At 52.1% G+C, this 19,620-nt stretch carries 14 protein-coding genes and 1 pseudogene; 7 read left to right on the top strand and 8 right to left on the bottom strand.

The features are described 5' to 3' along the window. Positions 1 to 12 precede the first annotated feature (12 nt). Together typA and map are read right to left on the bottom strand one after the other, a co-directional pair. A complete protein-coding gene (gene typA, locus F3F93_RS10085) occupies positions 13 to 1,830 on the bottom strand; it encodes a translational GTPase TypA (protein WP_176959057.1) in 1,818 nt (605 codons plus the stop codon). A 215-nt stretch (positions 1,831 to 2,045) separates the two neighbouring features. After that, complete coding sequence (gene map, locus F3F93_RS10080; RefSeq protein WP_176959056.1) at positions 2,046 to 2,798, bottom strand: type I methionyl aminopeptidase; 753 nt, start codon at positions 2,796 to 2,798, stop codon at positions 2,046 to 2,048. A gap of 127 nt (positions 2,799 to 2,925) precedes the next feature. Between map and sixA the strand changes: the two genes are divergently transcribed. Both sixA and F3F93_RS10070 read left to right on the top strand, forming a co-directional pair. Beyond that, positions 2,926 to 3,396 carry a phosphohistidine phosphatase SixA gene (gene sixA, locus F3F93_RS10075; protein ID WP_176959055.1) on the top strand — a complete coding sequence of 157 codons (471 nt, stop codon included), beginning with the start codon at positions 2,926 to 2,928 and terminating at the stop codon, positions 3,394 to 3,396. A 187-nt stretch (positions 3,397 to 3,583) separates the two neighbouring features. Next, positions 3,584 to 6,850: a PAS domain-containing protein gene (locus F3F93_RS10070; protein ID WP_176959054.1), complete on the top strand. Its 3,267-nt coding sequence runs from the start codon at positions 3,584 to 3,586 to the stop codon at positions 6,848 to 6,850. 33 nt (positions 6,851 to 6,883) lie between these two features. On the opposite strand, the gene F3F93_RS10065 is transcribed toward F3F93_RS10070, so the two are convergent. From F3F93_RS10065 to glgC, 6 genes and pseudogenes are all read right to left on the bottom strand, one after another. Beyond that, positions 6,884 to 7,258 (bottom strand): hypothetical protein, encoded by a 375-nt coding sequence (locus tag F3F93_RS10065; protein WP_176959053.1) that lies wholly within the window; start codon positions 7,256 to 7,258, stop codon positions 6,884 to 6,886. 370 nt (positions 7,259 to 7,628) lie between these two features. Then, positions 7,629 to 8,825, bottom strand: coding sequence for a lytic transglycosylase domain-containing protein (locus tag F3F93_RS10060; protein WP_241697085.1), 1,197 nt, complete (start codon positions 8,823 to 8,825; stop codon positions 7,629 to 7,631). Positions 8,826 to 8,905: 80 nt separating this feature from the next. Next, positions 8,906 to 9,166 (bottom strand): annotated as a pseudogene (locus F3F93_RS12480) (DUF2238 domain-containing protein); the annotation flags it as partial. 50 nt (positions 9,167 to 9,216) lie between these two features. After that, complete coding sequence (gene malQ, locus F3F93_RS10050; RefSeq protein ID WP_176959051.1) at positions 9,217 to 10,695, bottom strand: 4-alpha-glucanotransferase; 1,479 nt, start codon at positions 10,693 to 10,695, stop codon at positions 9,217 to 9,219. 57 nt (positions 10,696 to 10,752) lie between these two features. After that, positions 10,753 to 12,450: a glycoside hydrolase family 57 protein gene (locus F3F93_RS10045; RefSeq protein ID WP_176959050.1), complete on the bottom strand. Its 1,698-nt coding sequence runs from the start codon at positions 12,448 to 12,450 to the stop codon at positions 10,753 to 10,755. A 174-nt stretch (positions 12,451 to 12,624) separates the two neighbouring features. After that, positions 12,625 to 13,890, bottom strand: a complete 1,266-nt coding sequence (glgC, locus tag F3F93_RS10040) for a glucose-1-phosphate adenylyltransferase (protein WP_176959049.1) — start codon at positions 13,888 to 13,890, stop codon at positions 12,625 to 12,627. A 127-nt stretch (positions 13,891 to 14,017) separates the two neighbouring features. Between glgC and F3F93_RS10035 the strand changes: the two genes are divergently transcribed. The 5 genes from F3F93_RS10035 (at position 14,018) to F3F93_RS10015 (ending at position 19,607) form a co-directional block, all read left to right on the top strand. Continuing rightward, positions 14,018 to 15,649 carry an alpha-D-glucose phosphate-specific phosphoglucomutase gene (locus F3F93_RS10035; protein ID WP_176959048.1) on the top strand — a complete coding sequence of 544 codons (1,632 nt, stop codon included), beginning with the start codon at positions 14,018 to 14,020 and terminating at the stop codon, positions 15,647 to 15,649. 45 nt (positions 15,650 to 15,694) lie between these two features. Then, a complete protein-coding gene (gene glgB, locus F3F93_RS10030; protein WP_176959047.1) occupies positions 15,695 to 17,887 on the top strand; it encodes a 1,4-alpha-glucan branching protein GlgB in 2,193 nt (730 codons plus the stop codon). 137 nt (positions 17,888 to 18,024) lie between these two features. Next, positions 18,025 to 18,210, top strand: a complete 186-nt coding sequence (locus F3F93_RS10025) for a DUF6765 family protein (RefSeq protein ID WP_176959046.1) — start codon at positions 18,025 to 18,027, stop codon at positions 18,208 to 18,210. Further along, complete coding sequence (locus F3F93_RS10020; RefSeq protein WP_176959045.1) at positions 18,188 to 18,904, top strand: DUF6765 family protein; 717 nt, start codon at positions 18,188 to 18,190, stop codon at positions 18,902 to 18,904. Before F3F93_RS10025 ends, F3F93_RS10020 begins: the two co-directional genes overlap by 23 nt. A gap of 79 nt (positions 18,905 to 18,983) precedes the next feature. Beyond that, positions 18,984 to 19,607: a lysophospholipid acyltransferase family protein gene (locus F3F93_RS10015; protein WP_176959044.1), complete on the top strand. Its 624-nt coding sequence runs from the start codon at positions 18,984 to 18,986 to the stop codon at positions 19,605 to 19,607. The last annotated feature ends 13 nt before the right edge of the window (positions 19,608 to 19,620 follow it).

Here is a 19,620-nt window from a genome sequence, read left to right as displayed (position 1 = left end):
AGCTGGTTTGCTTTATGACGCACGTGGCGTGGCACGTTTGCGCTCATTCTCTTTGAGCTTGCGCTTACGCAGTCGAATCGATTTAGGTGTGATCTCGACCAGCTCATCATCAGCAATGAACTCGATGGCGCGCTCCAGACTCAGTTTCAACGGTGGTACCAGATCGATAGACTCATCTTTACCTGATGCACGTACGTTGGTCAGCTTCTTCTCTTTGATCGGGTTGACGGTCATATCTGAATCACGGCTGTTGATGCCGATGATCATGCCCTCATAGAGCTTCTCTCCGGAACCGATAAACATCTTGCCGCGCTCCTGCAGCTTCCACAGGGCAAAGGCAACAGACTCACCATTTTCCATCGAGATCAGAACACCGTTACTACGGCCGGGCAGAGGTCCTACATATGGTCCGTAGTCATGGAAGACATGGTTCATAATACCGGTGCCACGGGTGTCGGTAAGAAACTCTGAGGTATAACCAATCAGACTGCGGGTAGGGGCCATGAACTCGATGCGGGTATAGCCATCGGCATTGGTCTCCATTGAGGTCATCTCTGCACCACGTTTACCCAGCTTCTCAATCACTGAACCCTGATACTCTGACTCCACATCCACGGTGACATGCTCGTATGGCTCCTGTTTAACGCCATCAACGGTGCGAATGATTACAGTCGGACGCGATACTGCCATCTCGAAGCCTTCGCGGCGCATGGTCTCCAGCAGGATGCCGATATGCAGCTCGCCACGACCTGATACCTTGTAGATATCAGCCGAGTCGGTCTCTTCAACACGCATCGCCACGTTGGTACGGATCTCTTTCATCAGACGATCACGAATCTGACGTGTGGTGATCAGCTTGCCTTCGGTGCCGGCCAGTGGTGAGTTGTTAACGTGCAGCTCCATGGAGAGGGTTGGCTCGTCCACGTGGATAACAGGCAGTGCGACCGGCGTTTCCTTGGAGGCAATGGTTTCACCAATGTTGATATGCTCGATACCGGCGATAGCAACGATATCACCGGCTTCTGCTTCCTGAATCTCAATACGATTGAGGCCAAGGAAACCGAGCAGTTTGGTGACTTTAAAGTTCTCCTGTGAAGAGTCTGCATGTACAACGGTGATTGTTTCGCCGGTTTTGATACGACCATTGGCGATACGGCCAATCACAATGCGGCCAATATACTCGTCCCAGTCCAGTGTGGTTGCCAGCATCTGCAGCGGCGCTTCCGGGTCACCTTCAGGTGGCTGAACATGTTCCATGATGGTATCAAACAGGCAGATCAGGTTGTCGGACTCTTCACCGATATTCATCATGCCGTAACCGTTCTTGGCAGAGGCATAAACCACCGGGAACTCCAGCTGCTCATCGGTAGCGCCAAGAGAGGCAAACAGGTCAAAGGTGAGATCAACCACGGCATCGGGATCAGAGCCTTCACGGTCGATCTTGTTCACGACAACAATCGGTTTCAGCCCCAGAGCCAGTGCTTTAGAGGTTACAAACTTGGTCTGCGGCATCGGGCCTTCACGCGCATCTACCAGCAGTACCACGCCATCCACCATGTTCAGGACACGTTCAACTTCGCCGCCGAAATCGGCATGGCCAGGGGTGTCGATAATGTTGATATGGGTATCACCGTAACGGATAGCTGTATTCTTGGCGGTGATGGTAATGCCACGCTCTTTTTCGAGGTCGTTGGAGTCCATGACACAGGTCTCCATATCGGCACGGAGCGAGTCCATGGTGCCGGACTGCTTGAGCAGCTCATCAACCAGGGTTGTTTTGCCATGGTCAACGTGAGCGATGATGGCGATATTGCGCAGTTTGCGAGACATGTGGTGTACCTCTAATCTAAAGTGGCGCGCATAGTAGCGTTTAACCACATATATGGAAGTAATACATGCTGACCACTAAGGCACTAAGCCACAACGTGATCAAAAGAAACAATCAATAGCATGCCAGAGGTTACAATTTTAGCAGCAATGGAAGGCGGAATGCGTGCTGATTTGTCTCTCTTTTCTTTGTGCCTCTGTGCCTATGTGGTTAATGCTTATGATGATGGTACGGTGAGGATTTCGACTCCGGTTTCCGTGACAACCATGGTATGCTCAAACTGCGCGGAGAGAGATTTATCGCGCGTCACCACAGTCCAGTTATCAGCCAGTAGTTTTACCGCTGCGCGCCCCATATTCACCATCGGTTCAATGGTGAATACCATGCCGGGTTTAAGAACCAGCCCTTCACCCTTTCTGCCGTAATGCAGTACCTGCGGATCTTCGTGGAAACCGCGACCAATGCCGTGACCGCAGTACTCGCGTACCACCGAACACTTCTCACCCTCAACATATTTCTGGATGGCATGGCCGATATCGCCAAGTGTGGCACCGGGCCTGACCATTTCGATGCCGATCTCCAGCGCCTGCCGCGCCACGTCGACCACCTTTTTTGCCCGGATCTTCGGTGTGCCGACAAAGAATGTTTTACTGTTATCGCCATGCCAGCCGTTGATGATGCTGGTGACATCGACATTGATAATATCGCCATCATTGAGCATTTTGTTACCCGGAATGCCGTGGCAGACGACATGGTTTACCGAGGTGCAGACCGACTTGGGAAAACCGTGGTAGTTCAGCGGGGCAGGGATGGCTCCGGCTTTGATGGTAAAATCATGCACCAGTTCATTGATCTCATCGGTGGTAATGCCCGGTTGAATATAGGGCTCGATCATCACCAGTGTATCTGCTGCATGTCGGCATGCCGGTCTCATCGCCTCAATATCTGCCGCTGTTTTGATCTGAACCATGCTTTCTCCAGTTGCGTTTTTCCAGGCTGCGCTGAACAGATGATTCAGCGCATGCCTTGATCAGGTGCGCTACTATGGCGTAATCTGTAGCCAAGGTCATCACTCTTTGGCCTTTGGAGGGATATCCATGCGGCTCTATCTGGTTCAGCACGGTTTAGCACAAGATGAGAGTGAGGATGGGGCGCGCCCGCTCTCAGGTCAGGGTAGGGAGGATGTGACCCGCACTGCCGGATTCCTCAGCCTGTTTGAGAAACCGCGACCCTCTAAAATCCTGCATAGTGGAAAACTGCGTGCTCAGCAGACTGCAGAGATGTTTGCCCAGGCCTGGGGTGGCATTCCGGTTGAGCAGACGCTTGATCTGGCCCCCAATGATGACCCATCCACCTGGTCAGCCCATTTGGCTTCTATGAACAGCGATCTGATGCTGGTTGGTCATCTGCCACACATGCAGCGCCTTGCCGGTCTGCTGGTGGCTGGTGATCCGGGTCGTGAAGCGATCCATTTCCGCAACGGTGGCGTTCTCTGCCTCGAAAAACGAGAAGGGGGCTGGAGCGTTCTCTGGCAGATCAACCCCACACTCTTTTATGGTGAAGAATAACTGGCCTGAAATGGTGTAGTGACAGCCCTGTTTTATCTATGTGATAGGCTTAATGTTTGCTAGAATAGTGACAGCGGCGAAAAAAATACTGGGAGAGTTTCTTGTGAAGAGTCGTAGAACGATCAACAGAACCCTCTGTGCTCTTATGACTCTCCTGTTTTCCTGTTCTGTTGCACAAGCTGAACCGGTGAGACTGCAGCTGAAATGGAAGCACCAGTTCCAGTTTGCCGGTTTTTATATGGCCAAAGAGAAGGGCTTTTACCGCGATGCCGGATTCGATGTCGAGATGGGTAAAACTGCAGTGGGTCAGTTGCTCGACGGTCAGGCTGATTATGCCGTAGTAGACCCCGGTGTGCTTCTCGCACGTGCCAAGGGGGCACCTGTTAAGGTGTTGACGGCCATTTTCCAGCACTCTCCACTGACGCTGATCGTCAGAGAAGATTCCGGTATCCAGAGCTTCTCGGATCTGCGCGGAAAACGAATCATGCTGGTGCCGGGACTTAATGCCGATATCGATGCTGCACTGGGTAGTGTCGGCATCACAGCTGCTGATTTCATCAGACAGGATATCAGCTTTGATATTCGTGATCTGGTCAGTGGCAAAACGGATGCTTTTGCCGGATATGAGACCGACCAACCCTATCAACTGCAAGAGATGGGCATAGCCTATCGTATCATTCACCCCAGAGATCAGAATATCGATTTTTATGGTGATGTGCTGGTTACCAGCGACCGATTGATTGACAGCCAACCGCAACGTGTCAGGGCATTTTCAGAAGCATCCATACGCGGCTGGGAATATGCACTGGAGCACATCGATGAAACCATTGATGTGATACAGGAAAAGTATGGCTCACAGGCATTGTCACGCAAACAGCTCAAATTCGAAGCACTTAAAACCAAAGCCATGATTGAGAGTGATGTTGTTCAGGTCGGTTATATGCGGCAGAAACGCTGGGATGATATTGCTAACATCTATAAGAAGCAGGGGTTATTGCCTGCAGACTTTGTTGCATCAGAAGCCATCTATCAACCCGAACAGGGGTTTGTTGATGCACTCATAGAGTATCGCTGGCAGTTTGGAATTACATTCCTTATAGCTCTTTCTCTGCTGCTTGTTTTATTAGTTATAACCTTGCGCAGGGCAGTCAAGATCAGAACAGCCAGCCTGCAGGAGAGTGAAGAGCAGCTTCGTCTTGCTCTCACTGCTGCCAATCAGGCCTGGTTTGATGTCAATGTCCAGACAGGAGAGGTGAAGGTAAGCCCTGAATATGCGCCGATGATCGGCTATGAGCCGGATGAGTTTGATTCGTCGTTACAGAACTGGATGGAGCATGTACATCCGGATGATCGCGATCAGGTTTTAGCTGCATTTCAGGCCTGTCTCACCTCAACCGAGCCAATGACGATGGAGTACAGACGGCAGAAAAAGTCAGGAGACTGGGTATGGATTCAGTCTGTTGCTGAGGTCATCGAGTGGGATAGTAACAACAAACCGCTACGTATGATCGGTATTCACAGGGATGTTAGCCAGAGAAAAGAGATTGAGTTGGAGATTGTTACTGAGCGAAATCAGGTCAGAAGATATCTTGATATCGCCGACGTTATGCTCTGTGTGCTGGATGGATCGGGATGTGTGAAACTTATTAACAAACGTGGCTGTCGGATTCTGGGGTACAACGAGAGTGAGATTGTAGGGATGAACTGGTTCGATCTCGTCATTCCCGAAGAGCTTCGTGGCGATATTCAGACTGTTTTTGATAAAGTGATGAGCGGTGATATCGCTCCAGTAGAGTATTATGAAAATGAAGTGCTTAACAAAGATAAGGAACTCCGTCTCCTGGCATTTAATAACACGTATATTGAAAACGAAGAGGGTGATGTTTCCGGTGTCCTTTTTTCTGCCGAAGACATTACAGATCGAAAGCGGACTGAAAAAGCACTGAGGGAGAGTGAACAGAGCTTGAAACAAGCTCAGGCTACAGCCCATATTGGCAGCTGGACCTATGATATGGAGGGGCAGATTAGCTGGTCGGAAGAGCAGTACCATATTTACGGCGTTTCACCGGCCACATTCACGCCAAGTTTGGAAGCGATTAACAATATGGTTCATCCGGACGACTTGGCAAACAGGCAGGCATGGATCGAGGCGTGCATCGCAGGCAATGAGGTTGACCCATTCGAATTCCGTATTATCAGGCCCGATGGTGATCTCCGCTATCTGCGCGGCGAGGGCGAACTGATCCGTGATAGTGAAGGGGATCCTCTCCATATGGCGGCAATATCCCAAGATATTACTGAACATAAGCGCCTGGAAGAGCAGTTTCACCAGGCGCAGAAGATGGAGGCTATCGGTACGCTGGTGGGGGGTATTGCCCACGATTTCAATAATATTCTTGCAGGTATCACCGGCAATCTCTATCTGGCCAAACAGCGTGTGCAGGCGCAGCCAGAGATGCTACATAATCTCGACTCCGTTGAGTTGCTCTCTTTCCGGGCAGCAGATCTTATCCGGCAACTGCTTACCTTTGCCCGCAAGGATATTGTAGATATTAAGCCACTGCCATTTACCCCCTTTATCAAGGAGACACTGAAGTTTTTACGCACTTCACTGCCTGAGAATATCAGAATGGATCAGCAGATCAGTTCGGATGTTTTAATGATCAATGGCGATACGACGCAGCTGCATCAGGGACTGATGAATCTGGTAAACAATGCCCGCGATGCTGTTGAGGGGGTTAGTGGTCCATCAATCACTGTCGTGCTGGAACGCTTTGAGCCCGATGAACTCTTTCTGGAGAAACATGACTATTTTAACCGCTGTGCCTATGCACATATCAGTGTTGAAGATAACGGTTGTGGGATACCTGAAAACCAGCTTGAACACCTGTTTGAACCCTTCTTCACCACCAAGTCGCAGGGTAAGGGAACCGGCCTTGGCCTGGCGATGGTGTTTGGTGCAGTGAAGACGCATAAAGGCTTTGTGGAGGTGGAGAGCTGTGTTGGCAAGGGCTCAACCTTCCATATTTACCTGCCTCTGACCGAGGTGCTACCGGAACAGGATTTGATCGGAGCAGATGATGGGGTCTGTAACGGCTCAGGTGAGACGATCCTGCTGGTAGATGATGAAGTGAATATCATTGAGACAGGAAGAGGTGTGCTGGAGTCTCTGGGTTATGAAGTTCTAACGGCCTTTAATGGAGAAGAGGCTTACGAAACCTTTGAAAAGCACCGTGATGCGATTGATCTCTGTATATTTGATATGGTGATGCCGGAGATGGGTGGATATGAGGCCGCTGAAAAGATTCGCCAGATTGAACCGCATATGAAAATCATCTTTGCTACAGGTTATGACAAGAGCAATCAGGCGGAGATGGAGCATGAGACCGTGATTTCTAAACCATTTTCTGTCGTCAAGATCAGTCAGTTGATCAGGCAGCAGCTCGAAAGCTGAGCTGGTGTGCCACCCTAAACCTGACGAGTTGGGTCAGGTTTTGTTGTTCACCCAGCAGTGGGCATCTTCAGCGCTCTGAAAAACAGCGCATTCGAACAGCTCTTCGCGCATCAGTTCACAGTAGCTGTGGGCTAACTCAAGCTGGTTGGGCTGAGGCACAAGCAGGGCAATCTTAAGCTGGTGCTTGGTGCGCGATATCATCACATCTGTTGATGCATAGGCCTCCGTATGGCTGCTCTCTATTGAGTGGCCTGTGATTTCAGAGAAGTCGTTAATAATATAGGCAATATGCTTGAAACGGACATCAGTATGGATTTCGAGATTAGAGGTAAGGATCTCATCGCCGCTCACCTTGCCTGTGAAGATTCTGTGCAGACCATTTGGCCGCCAGTTATTTGTATATGGCATAAAAAACCGCCCTGAAAATGAATTAAACAGAACTACATATATCGCTCAAAAATATTAAATCATTAGCAATCACAGGAATTGCAGGGTTACTCGTTAACTCCATAAAAATATTAGGGCAGGGAGATGTTGAGTATATGGTCCACAACACGCAGATCATGTTATAGGGCGATGTCGGGTTCCTTGAGTCGCCAAAGAAAGATCGATATCCCTCTCTGCCCGAACCATTTTCCCCGACCCGTTTGGATGAAGTGATTGATGCAATCGTGAAATGTGCGGATAAAGAACAAGCCTCGACAGTGGATGTTAATTGAGGCTTGAGCAGTGATAACAGTTGGCAGTGTCCGCGTTCATGCCTTACTTGTCTTAAACGTTAATTCAAAGCCACTTCGAGTGAAGTTTTAGATGCACGTTTCACCAGAGGATTGTGCTCTGCACTGATCCGTTTCATCAGTTTAACCGGAATACGCAGTCGTGAACCGGCGGTCAGGCGATTGGAGATGCCCGGATTCTCTTTGCGCAGTGCATAGGTGGAGGTGTTAAAACGCTGGCTGATACTGGCCAGACTTTCACCCTTGCCCACTTTAATGGTCATGTAGTCGTTGGGCTCAGCAGGGATGTGCTGCTTGAGTACCTTCAGACGCGCCTGTGATATACGCAGCTGCAGGGTCTGCGGTTTGCCATCATAATACTGTTTCAGTTTCAGCTGTGGATTGAAACGGAAAATCTGATCTTTGGGTAGTTCGGCCAGCTCATGCAGATGAGCAAGATCAACCGGGGTCTGCAGGGTGATAGTTTTCGTCTGGAACGGTTCAGGGAAACGGATGGTTCCCTCCTCATGCAGCGCAATCAGACCGATAATATGGCGGATATAGGTTTTGGTGATAGGGGGCAGCGGCATCCTTTTCAGGCCATCTTGCGGCTGCCATGGTCGGCGATCAAGTCGACGCTGCACAGCACTGGGGCCGAGGTGGTAGGCGGCAAAGGCCATCGGCCAGTTGCCAAAACGACGATACTGCTTGGTCAGATATCGGGCTGCACCTTTGGTGCTGCTGCGGATATCGCGGCGACCATCGAAATAGCGGTCACTTTTCACGCGCATATCATTTGCTGTTTCCGGCATCAGTTGCCAGAGGCCGGTGGCACCGACTGAGGAGACCACATAGGGGTTATAACTGGACTCTACCACCGGCACCATCTGCAGGGCGCGTGGTGCACCGACCTTGTCCAGTGTCTCAAGTACAGGCTGACGTACATAGCGGGAGCGGGTGGCAACACCACGCCAGAAACGACCATATTCACGCCACGCCTCTTTTTTGATCTTCTCGATATCCTGTTCGCTCAGACCAGCCAGAAAGGGGTTGCTCTGGCGGCGCTTGATGTCCGCTTCAATAAGGCTTGCAAGCTCATCCTGCTGCAGTTGATCGGCCTCTTTGTCGCTGCTCCAGAGGCTTGATAGTGATGGCCACTCCGAGTTCAGGCCAAGCTGCTGCCCTTGAGCGCAGGAGATCAGTGTGAGTGATATAAGCACCATGAGCAGGCGGGAGAGGGTGATCGGTAGAGTTCGCATGAACGAACATTATGGCTGTTAAGCCGTGAAAGAGTTGACCTGCATCACCAAACAAAAGATGGCGGGAGCTTGTTTCGGGGTTACCTGTTGTGGTGCAGATCAGGGCGTGTGATATGGTAGATAAGCAGTGAGAATATGGCAGCGAGTGTATCAGCCAGCATATCCTTCTGTGCATCCCGGACATCACCCTGGGAGCCAGGAAATTCAATACCGGCATCACCGCCCTCAGCCACAGCGTACCACCACTCAAATGGCACATGAGCAAAGGTGTAGTGAGCAGCGATGGTGTGCCAGAAAAGCCAGAAAGCCATCAGCCCGTAGGCGATGTTGCTAAAGCGAAAACAGCAGCAACTGTGTGGGAAATAGTGGCTGCTGCTTTCAAGCATGGCTTTTAGATGCGTTTGTAGAGCCTGTTGAGCTGACGGCTCATTCTCCAGCAGCAGCAACCGGCTTTGGGCATCTCCTGCATACGCCATGCCCAGTTGTTATCCAGTGTGCCCGGCGTATTGAACTTGGCTTCACTACCCAGCTCCAGCAGATCCTGCATCGGAATCACCGCCAGTTTTGCCACCGAGGCCAGTGCACACTCGATCAACGCCCACGGCATATCTTCTGCTTTGGCGTTATCCAGTTCTGCAAGCACACGTTTGCGAGTCGCTTTGTCTGCACCTTTGAACCAGCCCATTGTGGTGTCATTATCATGGGTGCCGGTGTAGACCACGCTGTTGAGTTCATGGTTTTTCGGCAGGTAGGGGTTATCGGCATCACCACCGAATGCGAATTGCAGGATTTTCATGCCGGGCAGGCCGAATTTCTGTCTCAGGGCAGTCACCTCATCGGTGATGATACCCAGATCTTCAGCAATCAGTGGCAATTTACCCAGCTTCTCCTGCAGTGTCTGCAGCAGGGCATCACCCGGTGCTTTGCGCCACTCGCCGATAATGCCATCTTCGCTCTCGGCAGGAATCACCCAGAAGGCTTCAAGGGCACGGAAATGGTCGATACGCATCATATGCATGCGCTCAAGCTGTTGACGCACACGTGCTGTCCACCAGCTGAAGCCCTCGCGCTCTCTGGGTTCCCAGTGGTAAAGCGGATTACCCCAGCGCTGGCCTGTTGCAGAGAAGTAGTCAGGCGGAACACCAGCCACCTCGGTGCAGAGCCCTTTGCTGTTGAGGGTGAAATCATCACGATGTGACCAGACATCCGCAGAATCATGGGCGACATAGATCGGCAGATCACCAAAGAGCTGCACCGCTTTTGATTCGGCATAAGCCTTGAGTTCATGCCACTGCCGATCAAACAGATACTGCTCAAAGATCACCTGTTCAATCAGTGCCATATTTTCATCTTTTGCCTGCGCCATAGCATCGGTATCCCGATCACGCAGGGGTTGCGGCCATTGCCACCAGGCCAGATCTTTGAAGCGTGCTTTCAGCGCTGAGAAGAGTGCATAATCCTCCAGCCAGTAGCTGTGGGCATGACGGAACTCCTGCAGGCTGGCGGCCAGCTGCTCATCTTGTGCAACCTGCTGCCAGAAGCGAGGGGAGGCGATATTTCGCGCTGCAGCATGCCTCTTGGCCGTGCGGCATTTCTGTAGTGTTTCGTCATCCAGCCAGCCGTGAGCCAGACCTTCACGCAGATCGATAAACTCAGGATTGCCTGCGAATGAAGAGAGTGATTCATAAGGGGAGCCGTGGCCATGGGTAGGGCCAAGCGGCAGAAACTGCCAGACAGTAAAGCCCGCCTCATCGATGCGGTCGATAAATTCTCTCGCCTCTGCGCCGAGCACACCTTTATGGAAGGGGCCGGGCAGGGAGGTGATATGTAGTAGAACCGCCGACCTTCGACGATCAATCCATGAGTTCATGAAAGTTCTTCCTTATTGGTTTCAGCTATTAACGCCCCGGATTAGCAGCGTGCCAACTTACGAATCGGCTCCGCCACGGCGCATGGTGCCGCCACCTTCAGCATCACCGCCACCCTGGGAGATGTTTTCGCTAAGCGATGGTGGAACAGGCGAGCCGAGCAGTTGATGTAGTTTTTTCAGATGACGGCGATAGAGCTGGTCGAAATCACGTACCACCGAACCCGGATTGTAATCGCCGAACCACCAGCACCAGTCTGATCCCTCACAGATACGCAGCTGCTCATTGGCAGCCTCCTGCTGTTCAGGACTGAGCTGGTCGATATGGATGTCGTAGGCTTTCTTGGCTTCAATCAGAAGCTCCCAGCCGCGGGTTTTGGCATTGTCGCCAATCCATGTGGAGAGGTTGCCGTATACCCATGAACCGGAGACAAGATGCTCCAGTTTTTCTGATGCCTTGTTGTTCTCCAGATAGTCGCTGAATGTGGTGAGCTCATACTCATCATGTTCGATGATCGACTGATAGAGATTGGTCAGGAAGGGGAGGGCGTTCTCATGGTAGTGCTCCCATGCATTCTCTCCATCCATGATGATAGAGACCACCGGGGCATCCATACCTTTTGTGCGGTGGCGAATGTTGGCCAGTTCATGCATGAAGTTGTTGATCGCATCCTGCATATTCCAGCGTGAATACTCGAAACCGAGCAGATCAGAGAGACGGTCGTCACGGAAGAAACAGGTGATCTGCTCATCACCCTCGCCAATCAGCCACGGATGGTAGAGATCACGATTGCCCTGCTGTTCACGCAGGTTATATTTCAGGGAGTGGTGCAGTACCGATTCGCCGGTTGCACACCACTGGAAGCCGGAGGAACCGAGCAGCTTCAGTGTATCTTCAGAGACAGCGCCCTCTGCAGGCCAGCAGCCGGCAGGTATGTTGCCAAACAGCTTCTCATGGCTGCTGCGGGCCAGAGCGATATGATCCAGCGCCCGTTCGCGACCACCCGGATAGGGTTCATCGGGAATCAGCGCATCCTCAACCGTTTCCCGTGCGGTGTTAAAATCGAGCATCAATGGAATGATAGGGTGGGCGTAAGGCGTTGTGGTCAGTTCAATTTTACCCGCTTCAACCAGTCGACGGTGGGTGGCAGGAATATCAGAGAGCAGGGTGGTGATCAGGGAGAGTAGATCACGGCGATCCTGATAGGAGAAGTCACGTGCCTTTTCAATTAATCGACGTGCCACAAAGTTGCGGCTGCGAACAGTTTCACCCAGCCAGGCCAGATGATACCAGGTGACCAGATCGGAGAAGAAGCTGTCACCAAGGTAGCTCAGTCCATCACTGTTTTTCGCATGTTCAGCCATATTCCATAGTCGTGAATAGTCTGCGTAGCGATGCATGTTGCGTTCATGATTAAGGCGGAAGCAGGCCTCAAGCAGGAATTCGCGCTCACTCTTGCTGTATTCGCCGGATTTGTGAGCCAGCGCGGCAAGCAGCGGGTCGTTCAGGCTTTTTGTGTCGCCATTGAGGAACTCACGCAGATGTGCAGCGTAATCTTCAATCTGGGCTGTCAGGGATGGCACATAGTTGATCACTGCTTTGGCTCTTGGCAGCTGGGAGAGGATCTCAGCCATATCCGTGTAGTCTTTCATGGCATGCAGGTAGACCCATGGCAGATGGTAGTTGCCTGTATCAGCCTCGCAATAAAAGGGCTGGTGCATGTGCCAGTAAAAGATGACCGATAACGGTTTACTCATGGAGTACCTCCTGGATGGGGTGACACTCTCTTATCCGGTTCAGAGTGTCGGATTCAGTTTGGATGCCATAATACAACCGGCAAATCCAAGCCGTTGCCATACGTCCGTGTATAGCTGACTCAGGGCTGACGTTAGTCAGCCCTGAGGTATTTCTATCAGGTTAAGCGGGGGATACTACAGTTGATGAAGCCCCTGGCCTAGCATGTCCGGTGTAACAAGGACCACGCCACCATCAGAGACTTCGAAAAGCTCTGCATCCTTCTTTCTGTCGAAACCGATCTCCATACCTTCAGGGATCACGGTTCCTTTATCGATAATGCATTTACGGATCTTACAGTTACGACGGATCTCCACATCCGGCAAAATGACCGAATCCTCAACCTCTGAGTAGGAGTGAACACGTACATTGGAGAAGAGTACTGAGCGACGCACGGCTGAACCGGTAATCAGACAGCCGCCTGAGACCAGTGAGTCCACAGCATAACCGCGGCGGGAGTCCTCATCGAAGAAGAACTTGGCAGGTGGCAACTGCTCCTGCTGCGTCCAGATTGGCCAGTTCTTGTCATACATGTCCAGCTCAGGCTGCACAGTGACCAGGTCCATATTGGCTTCCCAGTATGCATCAAGGGTACCCACGTCACGCCAGTACTGCGGGGCACCTGTATTGGCATTCATAAAGCGGAAGGCGAATACATTGGCATCCTTAATGGCTTGCGGGATGATATCCTTGCCGAAATCGTGGCTGGAGGTGTCAAGTTGCGCATCATCAAGCAGACGCTGACGCAGGAAGTCGGCTGAGAAGACGTAGATGCCCATCGATGCCAGCGCTTTGTCAGGGTCTCCGGCCATCGCTTTCGGATTGGCAGGTTTTTCAGAAAACTCGGTGATACGGTGTTCAGCGTCCACATCCATGACTCCGAACTCGGTCGCCTCTTTCAGCGGCACAGGAATGCATCCAACGGTAATATCAGCGCCGTTGGCCGCATGGGCGGCGATCATTTTACCGTAATCCATTTTGTAGATGTGATCGCCGGCAAGAATCAGTACATACTCAGGATCGTAGTGGCGGATAATATCCAGGTTCTGATAGATCGCATCGGCGGTACCTTCATACCAGCCTTCACCGGTACGCTGCTGTGCGGAGAGTACCTCCATGAACTCGCCGAACTGACCGGAGAGGAATGACCAGCCACGCTGCAGGTGGCGCTGCAGGGAGTGGGATTTATACTGGGTTAAGACCGAGATGCGGCGGATGCCGGAGTTGATACAGTTCGACATCGGGAAATCGATGATGCGGAACTTGCCTCCAAATGGCACAGCGGGCTTGGTTCGCCACTGCGTCAGATCTTTTAGTCGTGACCCCTTGCCGCCAGCCAATACCAGTGCAACAGTATTGGATGTAAGCTTACTGATATTACGTTCCACCTGCGTCGAACTCATGAATACCTCCCCCCATTTGGTTGATGGGCTAAAGTATAACATGAGTTTGCCGCTCTTGCATGCATAGAGTGATGTTATTTTGTCGACATCTCGTCTAGTCTTAGCAAAATCTGGCAGGGGGTCATTTATGAACATCCACACGATTGCGACTGAGCCTTTTGAAGGACAGCGTCCGGGAACGTCCGGACTTCGCAAGAAGGTAAAGGTTTTCCAGCAGCCGCACTATCTGGAGAACTTTGTGCAGTCGGTATTCGACAGCATCGGCGACTTTCAGGGGGAGACGCTTGTGGTGGGTGGCGATGGCCGCTATTACAATCTGCAGGCGATCCAGACTATCCTGAAGATGGCCGCAGCCAACGGCTTCAGCCGCGTGCTGGTCGGTCAGAATGGTATCCTCTCCACGCCTGCGGCCTCAAATGTTATCCGTAAGTACAAGGCCTATGGTGGCCTGATTCTCTCCGCCAGCCATAATCCGGCCGGGCCTGATGAGGATTTCGGTATCAAGTATAATATGGCTAATGGTGGCCCTGCACCTGAAGGGGTGACTGAAGCGATCTTTGAGCAGACCGGCAAGATTGAGTGGTATCAGATTGTCGAGCACGACGATTTTGATCTCTCGCAACTCGGTAGCTATGAGCTGGCCGGCATGCAGATCGAGGTGATCGATGCTGTTGCCGATTATGCCGAGCTGATGCAGTCACTGTTTGACTTTGATGCCATCAAGGCACTGCTGGCTGATGATTTTTCCATCTCTTTTGATGCCATGCATGCGGTTACCGGACCCTATGCCATGGCCATTATCGAAGGCATGCTGGAGGCCCCTGCGGGAACAGTGATCAACGGCGTGCCGAAAGAGGATTTTGGTGGCGGTCATCCCGATCCCAATCTCACCTACGCCCATGAGCTGGTGGATATCCTCTACGGCGATGATGCCCCCGATTTCGGCGCAGCATCTGATGGTGATGGCGATCGTAATATGGTTCTGGGTAACCACTTCTTTGTCACGCCGAGTGATTCTCTGGCGATCCTTGCTGCCAATGCGCATCTGGTTCCGGGTTATAAAAACGGTATTGCCGGTGTGGCGCGTTCCATGCCCACCTCAGGCGCAGCTGATCGTGTTGCCCAGAAGCTGGGGCTGGCCTGTTATGAGACGCCAACAGGCTGGAAGTTTTTCGGCAACCTGATGGATGCCGGCCGCGTAACCCTGTGCGGTGAAGAGTCATTCGGCACAGGATCGGATCATGTGCGCGAAAAAGATGGCCTCTGGGCTGTGCTCTTCTGGCTCAATGTGCTGGCTGCTCGTCAGGAGTCGGTTGAGGCGATTGTCGTGGATCACTGGCAGAAATTTGGCCGCAACTACTATTCGCGTCACGACTATGAGGGTGTGGATTCTGCTGCCGCCGAACAGGTGCTGCAGAATGTGCGTGATAAATTTTCAACCCTGCCGGGTAAAACGCTGGCAGGTCGCGTGGTAGGCAGCTGTGATGACTTTGCCTACACAGACCCTGTGGATGGCAGCATCAGCGAAAATCAGGGCGTGCGGGTACTGTTTAAGGATGGTTCACGCCTGATCTTCCGTCTCTCTGGCACGGGTACCAGTGGTGCCACGGTCCGTCTCTATCTTGAGTCTTATGAGGCGGATGCCGAGAAACAGGGGCTTGATGCTCAGGATGCACTGGCAGATATGATTGTTGCCGCCGATGAAATATCCGGTCTGAAACAGCTGACCGGACGCGAGAAACCCACTGTTATTACCTGATCCGATCATTCATTCGAACGGGTTAAACCGGAGTAGAGGAAACTTATGAAGAAGCCGATTCTGTCACCTGAAGCGTGGGCCATTGTTGAGGCACGCAGTCACGATCCGTTTGCCTGGTTGGGGCGTCACTATCACTCGGAGGGGGGGGTGATCATCCGAGCCAATAAGCCGCAGGCTGAGAAGATGTGGCTTTTGCCGGAAGGTGCTGGCGCGATTGCCATGTCACGTATCGAAGGGACAGATATCTTCGAATACCACTGGCAAGATGGCGATTTTGATTCAACCTACAAGCTGCGCATTGAGAACAGGGAAGGGCACACCTGGGATGAGCAGGATGTCTATCGCTTCTCGCCTATTCTGGGTGAGATGGATCTGCATCTGATCGGTGAAGGTAACCATTTTGAAAAGTATAAGCTGATGGGTGCACACGTGCGTGAGCATGAGGGTGTATGGGGTGTCGGTTTTGCGGTTTGGGCTCCTTCAGCTGATCGCGTCAGTGTGGTGGGTAACTTCAATCACTGGGATGGTCGCGAGCACCAGATGCGCGTGCTCGGTTCCTCAGGTGTTTGGGAGATCTTTATCCCCGGCTTGCGTGAAGGCGAGGTATACAAGTTCGAAATCCGTGCCAAGAACGGTGATGTTTTCGAGAAAGCTGATCCCTATGCGCAGCAGATGGAGTTGCGCCCCAATACCGCCAGCGTTGTTCACTATCCCAAGGCTTACCACTGGGGTGATGATGCGTGGGTGAAGAAGAGGGCTGTAACACAGGCCGCTGACAAACCGATGAATATCTATGAAGTGCATCCGGGTTCATGGCGCAGGGCGGGTGGTGAATACCTTAACTATCGTGATATGGCACATCAGCTGGTGGAGTACTGTCAGTGGATGGGCTACACCCATATCGAACTGATGCCGATTACCGAACACCCGTTTGACGGCTCCTGGGGCTATCAGACCGTCGGTTATTTCGCGCCAACCAGCCGTTTCGGCACACCGGATGATTTCCGCTATATGGTCGACTACTGCCATCAGCATGGCCTTGGCGTCTTCCTCGACTGGGTTCCTGCCCATTTTCCCAAGGATGCATTCGGACTGGCCCGTTTTGATGGTACGCCGCTCTACGAGCATGCCGATCCACGCCTTGGTGAACATAAGGATTGGGGTACCTACATCTTTAATTTCGGCCGCAATGAGGTACGTAACTTCCTCATCGCTTCGGCGCTGTTCTGGCTGGATGAGTTTCATATTGATGGCCTGCGTGTGGATGCTGTGGCATCGATGCTCTATCTCGATTACTCCCGTGAAGAGGGGGAGTGGGTGCCTAATAAATACGGCGGTCGTGAGAACCTTGAGGCGGTTGAGTTCCTCAAACAGTTTAACCACCTCGTGCATGAGCGTTTCCCCGGTGCAGTGACCATGGCTGAGGAGTCGACCTCATGGCCGATGGTGAGCCGTCCCACCTATCTGGGCGGGCTTGGCTTTACCATGAAGTGGAATATGGGCTGGATGAACGACACGCTCTCCTACTATGAGACCGATCCTGTCTATCGCTCCTACGATCATCATGCACTGACTTTCTCAATGGTGTATGCCTTTACCGAGAACTTTATCCTGCCCTTCTCCCACGATGAGGTAGTACACGGCAAGGGCTCCATGCCACAAAAAATGCCGGGCGATGACTGGCAAAAATTTGCCAACCTGCGCCTGCTCTCGGGTTATATGTATACCCATCCGGGCAAGAAGCTGCAGTTTATGGGGCTGGAGTTCGGGCAGTGGCCGGAGTGGAACTTCGACAGCTCACTATCATGGGATCAGGCCAATTTCATGCCACACCGTGGCCTGCAGCTGATGCAGCGTGATATGAATCATCTCTACAAGGATGTGCCGGCACTGCATGAGGTCGATTTTGATGGCGGAGGATTCCAGTGGGTCGACTGTAACGATGCTGAAAACTCCACGCTCAGTTATATCCGTCGTGATAAAAATGGCGGCATTGTTGTGGTCATTCTCAATCTTACCCCGGTGCCTCGTCACGGCTATCGTCTGGGTGTTCCCAAACCGGGCCACTACAGTGAAATTCTCAATACCGACTCCAGCCTCTATGGGGGTGGTAACATCGGCAATGCTGGCGGTGTGATGGCAGATGACCATAGCTGGATGCACCAGCCGCACTCCATTACCGTAACACTGCCGCCGCTCTCATGTGTCATTCTCAGGCCGGACAGCGAATCTGAGTAGAGCTGCATAATCTGGAAAAACATTGCATAGCCAGCCCTTCCGGGGCTGGCTATTTTTTTTATCTCCTGCCTGTGCATTGGACGAATCAGTCAACATGGTCTATACAAGTAGTAACGTTTTACCGGGGGGGGGGAGAGATGGACAGTGAATTTCACTACTATATTACCGGCTTTCTGGCTGAGAGATCCGGATTTACAGAGAGCGAAGCGGCTACCATCGCTTATGCATCCGATTATGTCGATTACAACTGCCAGGCCTATGAGATCAAAGAGCGGTGGGGTGATAGTAACGGCTACTGCAATGAGATCAGCCAGACGCCATGATGGCAGAACCCACCCCTTAAACACCACGCCCAACAGCGCCAAGGCCAATCTGATGATCGATGCTGCTTTGAGCGGGGAGATCTGTGGTGGTGCAGATGAGCAGCTGCTGCATGGCATTGGCATCGCTTCACATGCCTATATCGACACCTGGGCGCACCAGAACTTCATCGGCATCAAAGATGATTTTAATCAGATTGGCAATGACCCTAAACCCAATATCGGACATGCCGATGCAGGTTATTCTCCCGATATCCCCTGTCTGCTATGGCAGGATGAGCGGCTGGAGAAGCCACAGATTGATAACCGTGATCGATTCATTGAGGCGGGTATGGCTCTGTTTGTGAAGTATCTTAAGTTTAATAAGGATCGCAACAGTGCTGCCCGCTGCACTGTTGAAGAGATGGAGGCTGAGCTTGTTGCGTTGCTGGGCGCCTCATCCACGATGAGTTCGATGGAGCTCAATCGCTCAAATCGTTATGCGCGTTATAAACAGAAGATCAGTTTCCTTGAAGCGTTTGACCCTGACAAATGGTGGCATCAGGCGGTTCGCCATGAGTCCAGCTCATATTTCTGGAAGGTGCCAAAAGAGCAGACGCAGTGGTTTCAGTTTCAGGAAGCTGTGAAAAAGCATGCTGCTTTTACCTTTGAACTGATCAAGCCGGAGCTCAAGGCCGCAGGTATTGACGTGGCTTAAGGGTCAGGCGAGAGCTGGCTGAATGGGGCTCTACCCGAGCCTGTAGGATTGTGTAGATTCAGCTGATGGAATATTGCCAATGGCTCTGACAGCAGATAATCAACGTGGCCCGAATCGCGTTCTGCGACTGTTGAATCGTCTCTTTTGTCGTGGCTGGCACAGGCTTGCCAGCCTTGAGTATCAGCTTCCCGATGGGCCGGTGATTCTGGTCAGTAACCATATCTGCGGCTTGGATCCGCTGTTGATTCAGGCTTCAGTCAATCGCCCTGTTGCCTTTCTGATGGCGCGTGAATATTACACCAAGATGTCCTGGTTGCGCTGGGGTTTTGATATGGTCGGTGCCATTCCTGTCTCTCCGGGTGGAGCCAATCGCCACGCCATCAAAGAGGCCGTGGCTCTGCTGCAGGCGGGCAATGTGCTCTGCCTGTTCCCTGAGGGAGCGGCTAATCCGCCCATTCCACTGCACAAAATCCTGCCGGGTGCAGCTTTGATCGCCCGCGCCAGCGGTGCTCCCATTATTCCTTTCAGGGTATCGGGCGTATGGCCGTTTGATCACGTCCGTCTGGGGCCATCATTTTATCGCCGTAGTCGGGCAAAGGTTGTCATGGGAGAGCCGCTCTACCTGACCGACGAACAACCGGGAAGAGAGGGGCTTCACAGTGACACTGCCCTGATCAGGGGAGCCATTAAACATCTGAAGTGAATCAGACGAAGCC

Source organism: Mariprofundus sp. KV, assembly GCF_013387475.1.
Taxonomy (GTDB): Bacteria; Pseudomonadota; Zetaproteobacteria; order Mariprofundales; family Mariprofundaceae; genus Mariprofundus.
This window is presented reverse-complemented; position numbering and strand designations above follow the sequence as displayed.

Bases quoted from the DNA above. Each gene is read 5' to 3' on its own strand.
- F3F93_RS10035 (WP_176959048.1), top strand. From the start codon at position 14,018: ATGAACATCCACACGATTGCGACTGAGCCTTTTGAAGGACAGCGTCCG.
- map (WP_176959056.1), bottom strand. From the start codon at position 2,798: ATGGTTCAGATCAAAACAGCGGCAGATATTGAGGCGATGAGACCGGCA.
- malQ (WP_176959051.1), bottom strand. From the start codon at position 10,695: ATGAACTCATGGATTGATCGTCGAAGGTCGGCGGTTCTACTACATATC.
- F3F93_RS10020 (WP_176959045.1), top strand. From the start codon at position 18,188: ATGAGATCAGCCAGACGCCATGATGGCAGAACCCACCCCTTAAACACC.
- F3F93_RS10060 (WP_241697085.1), bottom strand. From the start codon at position 8,825: ATGCGAACTCTACCGATCACCCTCTCCCGCCTGCTCATGGTGCTTATA.
- F3F93_RS10045 (WP_176959050.1), bottom strand. From the start codon at position 12,450: ATGAGTAAACCGTTATCGGTCATCTTTTACTGGCACATGCACCAGCCC.
- glgC (WP_176959049.1), bottom strand. From the start codon at position 13,890: ATGAGTTCGACGCAGGTGGAACGTAATATCAGTAAGCTTACATCCAAT.
- sixA (WP_176959055.1), top strand. From the start codon at position 2,926: ATGCGGCTCTATCTGGTTCAGCACGGTTTAGCACAAGATGAGAGTGAG.
- typA (WP_176959057.1), bottom strand. From the start codon at position 1,830: ATGTCTCGCAAACTGCGCAATATCGCCATCATCGCTCACGTTGACCAT.
- F3F93_RS10025 (WP_176959046.1), top strand. From the start codon at position 18,025: ATGGACAGTGAATTTCACTACTATATTACCGGCTTTCTGGCTGAGAGA.
- glgB (WP_176959047.1), top strand. From the start codon at position 15,695: ATGAAGAAGCCGATTCTGTCACCTGAAGCGTGGGCCATTGTTGAGGCA.
- F3F93_RS10015 (WP_176959044.1), top strand. From the start codon at position 18,984: ATGGCTCTGACAGCAGATAATCAACGTGGCCCGAATCGCGTTCTGCGA.
- F3F93_RS10065 (WP_176959053.1), bottom strand. From the start codon at position 7,258: ATGCCATATACAAATAACTGGCGGCCAAATGGTCTGCACAGAATCTTC.